Annotated in this window: 3 protein-coding genes and 1 pseudogene; 2 read left to right on the top strand and 2 right to left on the bottom strand. The window is 71.2% G+C overall.

Annotated elements, in window-relative coordinates; genetic code table 11:
* The first annotated feature begins 143 nt into the window (after positions 1 to 143).
* Entirely contained in the window at positions 144 to 896 is a 753-nt protein-coding gene (locus ACFYM6_RS36030; RefSeq protein ID WP_387282000.1) for an alpha/beta hydrolase, read from the top strand.
* Between the two features lie 79 nt (positions 897 to 975).
* Here ACFYM6_RS36030 and ACFYM6_RS36025 read toward each other — a convergent pair whose 3' ends face one another.
* Positions 976 to 1,539, bottom strand: coding sequence for an alpha/beta hydrolase (locus tag ACFYM6_RS36025; protein WP_387281998.1), 564 nt, complete (start codon positions 1,537 to 1,539; stop codon positions 976 to 978).
* 240 nt (positions 1,540 to 1,779) lie between these two features.
* Between ACFYM6_RS36025 and ACFYM6_RS36020 the strand changes: the two genes are divergently transcribed.
* Positions 1,780 to 3,183, top strand: a complete 1,404-nt coding sequence (locus ACFYM6_RS36020) for an N-acetylmuramoyl-L-alanine amidase (protein WP_387281996.1) — start codon at positions 1,780 to 1,782, stop codon at positions 3,181 to 3,183.
* Positions 3,184 to 3,261: 78 nt separating this feature from the next.
* On the opposite strand, the pseudogene ACFYM6_RS36015 reads toward ACFYM6_RS36020, so the two are convergent.
* A pseudogene (locus tag ACFYM6_RS36015) lies at positions 3,262 to 3,827 on the bottom strand (transcription termination factor Rho); the annotation flags it as partial.

Here is a 3,827-nt window from a genome sequence, read left to right as displayed (position 1 = left end):
CTCGCCGCCGGGCTGGCGGTAACAGGGCGTGGAGACCTCGGGGTTACCCGGTCTGTGAAGCGCCAACCACCCCAACGGCTCGCAGCGTGAACGCGTCTCAGCCACGGGAATCACCCGCCCTCTGACGTGGGAAGGAAGTCAACATGGAAGAGATGCCCGGTTACCTTCGCCCCTTCGTGCTGAGCCCGGCCGAGTGTCGACACGAGCGCGAGTCGAACCTCGACTGGTACCTACCGGAGAGCGACGAGCCGCAGCCCGCCGTGATCCTCGTCCATGGCGGCCCGCTCCCGCCCGAGCTTCACGCGACACCGCGCGACTGGCCCGTCTATCGCGGCTACGGCAACCTGCTCGCCTCGCGCGGCCTGGTCGCGGTCACCGTGGAGCACCGGATGCGGGTGGTTGCCACCGCGCAGGGCCCGGCCACTGATTGCGCTACCGCTGTCCTCGACGTCGCCTCGGCCGTGGAGCGGGTCCGTGCCGACCCGCGCGTCGACCCCGATCGCATCGCCCTCTGGTTCTTCTCCGGCGGGGGTCTGCTGAGCACGGACTGGCTCCGCGAGCGGCCCGCGTGGTTGCGGGGCGTTGCGCTGACGTACCCGGTCCTCGCGCCGATGCCGGGCTGGGGCGTCGACCCGCGATTCGAGCCGTCCGCCGCGGTCACCGAGCCGGGTACGCCCGTACCGCCGCTGCTGCTCACCCGGGTCGGCCTGGAGGCGGACGCGGTGGCCGGGACGGTCGCGGTGTTCCTCAAGGCGGCGGACGACGCCGGCGTGCCGGCGGAGGTGATCGACGTACCGAACGGGCACCACGCGTTCGACATGCTGGACCACACCGACGAGTCTCGGCGGGCGGTCGAGCAGGCGGCCAACTGGGTCTCGGCGAGACTGACCCGGTGAGTTCTCCCGCCGGCCCGGTCCAGTACGGACCGACCGGCGGGGCAGCCGCTGTCGGATGAGCGCGGGAGCGACGCCACGGCTACCGCCGCTCGTCGAGCCAGAGAACCCGGTCGAGGAAGTTCTCCACCGCCGTGGCCAGGTCGCCCAGCACCGCCGCCGACCGCGCAAGCGGACCCGATACGCGCAGCCCGTGATCCGCACCGTCTGCTTCGAACACGTGCGGAGACAGTTCGCGGGCGAGACCCGGACGCCAACTGCTGTCGGCCGTGCCGCCGATCAGCAGGCAGGGCGCGCTGGCCCGGCGAAGGCCCTCGACGACCTCCGGGCGGTGCAGCAACGGCGTGATCCAGATCGCGGGCAGTCCTTGGTCGGCGGCGAGACCGGCGGCAACGGTGCCCAGCGAGCTGGCGATGATCAACGGTCTCGGTAGTCCACGCAGCGCTGCCGCTATCTGTTCGGCCGCCCATGGTCCCCGCGCCTCCGGCGCGGTCGGCACCTCGCCGCGCCACGACACGTGATGCAGCTGCGCACCACGAAGCCGCGCCGCATCGGCCGCGAACAACTGGTGGGGCAGGTGCCAGCAGCCACCGCTGCCCGGGATGACCAACACCGCGCGGTGTGCCGGCACGACATCCTCCCGCATGTTGAACCGCTGGCCACAAGCCGTCCTGGCAGGCCGTGGAACGCCTCGCCAACGGCAACCTACCCGTCGGGCGGCCGGCGGGTTGTCCCTCGCGTCGAGGTACAACCGGGCCTGATGGAAGTTTCCGCCGGGTCGATCGACATGATCGCAAGAACTATACATCGACGAGCGTCACAGTGTACGGTGCGGCCACCCGGCTTTCCCGGCCGGAAACGTCCGGTCATCCGGAAAGGAGCTACTGTGCGCCTTCGGTTCCCGCTGCGCCGACCGAATCGCCTGGTCGGCACCATGCTGATCCTGACCCTCGGTCTGTCCGCCCCGCCCGTCCTGGCCGCCGGGCCCGCCTTCGCCGCACCGGGCGGCGCCGCGGCCAGCCCGCTGAGCGCCGCCTTCGCCACCGCCGCCGCCCGCTACGACGTGCCACGGGATCTGCTCGTCGCGCTCGGCTACGCCGAGACCCGGCTGGACGGGCACGGCGGCACCCCGAGCGCGTCGGGTGGCTACGGCCCGATGCACCTCACCACCAACCCGTCCGTGCACACCCTCGACGAAGCAGCCACGCTGACGGGACTCGAACGCGCGGCACTGCGCACCGACCCGGCCGCGAACATCACCGGAGCCGCCGCCGTGCTGCGGTCGTACGCCGACCGGGCCGGCCTGACCGCCGCCGACCGCAAGGACATCGGCCGGTGGTACGGCTCAGTCGCCCGGTACGGCGGCGCGACCGACCCGGCAGTCGCCCGGCTCTACGCGGACACCGTCTACGACCTGCTCGCCGCCGGATTCACGTCCACCAGGGATGGCACGGCGACGGTCGCCGGCCGGCGGGTCGTGCCGCAGCGGGGCGAACTGGCCCGGGTGGCGGCCCTCGGCACGGGCGGCGTCGGCACCATGAGCACCGACTACGGGCCCGCCGCCTGGGCGCCCGCCTACTCCGGCAACTACACCGTGGCGAACCGCCCCTCCGACTACCGGATCAACTACGTGGTCATCCACGTCACCCAGGGCTCCTACGCCGGGTCGATCAGCTGGTTCCAGAACCCGTCGGCCAAGGTGAGCGCGCACTACACGTTCCGGTCCTCCGACGGGGCGGTCACCCAGTCGGTCCGGGAGAAGGACATCGCGTGGCACGCCGGCAACTGGACCTACAACACCCAGTCCATCGGCATCGAGCATGAGGGCTACGTCGACGACCCCAGCTGGTTCACCGACGCCATGTACCGCGCCTCGGCGGCGCTGACCCGTAACCTGGCGAACAAGTACGGCATCCCGAAGGATCGGGCGCACATCATCGGCCACATCGAGGTGCCCGGCGCGACGCACACCGATCCCGGCCCGAACTGGAACTGGACGTACTACATGCAGCTGGTGAACGGCGTGACCGGCATCGGCACCGGCACGGTGAACACCGGCGGGGGCGGGACCCTCAATGTCCGCTCGGGGCCCGGGACCAGCTACGCCATCGTCGGCTCCGTCGCCAACGGCGCGAGTGTCAGCATCTACTGCCAGACCACCGGCACCACCGTGACCGGCACCTACGGCACGAGCAACATCTGGAACCGCATCGGCACCAACCGGTACATCGCCGACGCGTACGTGCTCACCGGGTACAACGGCTTCATCCCGAACGTGCCGCGCTGCTAGACCGGCCTGCCGTCCGTCGCCTCGGCAGCGAAATGCCGAGGCGACGGCCACGCCCGCCACCACTGCGGCAGCAGCACTCTAGCCACGAACGACGGTGCCCAGCCGGCCGAGGAAGGCCAGGTTGTCAGAGGTAGCGGCCAGTTGGTGAAGCAGTTGGTCGAGGGCCTGCTGGCGATCCAGTTGGGACAGCGCGGACCGCAGGCCCCGCAGCAGGTGCCGCTCGCCGTCGCTCAGCAGCAACTCGTCGCGTCGGGTACCGGAGGCGCGGACGTCGACGGCCGGATACGTACGCCGGTCGGCGAGCGTCCGATCCAACCGCAGCTCGGCGTTGCCGGTGCTCTTGAACTCCTCGTAGATGAGCGTGTCGGCGGCGGAGCCGGTCTCCACCAGCGCGGACGCGAGCATGGTCAGCGAACCGCCTTCTTCGGCCCTGCGGGCAGCGGCGAGCAGCCTTTTCGGCGGGTTGAGCGCGGCGACGTCGACTCCACCCGAGAGCGTACGGCCGGCCGAGCGCACGGAGAGGTTGTAGGCGCGACCCAGCCGGGTCAGCGAGTCGAGCAGCACGACCACGTCGTGCCCCAGCTCGACCAGACGCTTCGCCCGCTCGATCGCCAGCTCCGCCACCGTGGTGTGGTCCTGCGGCG

The sequence above is a fragment of the Micromonospora sp. NPDC006431 genome, assembly GCF_042870725.1.
Classification (GTDB): Bacteria; Actinomycetota; Actinomycetes; order Mycobacteriales; family Micromonosporaceae; genus Micromonospora.
This window is presented reverse-complemented; position numbering and strand designations above follow the sequence as displayed.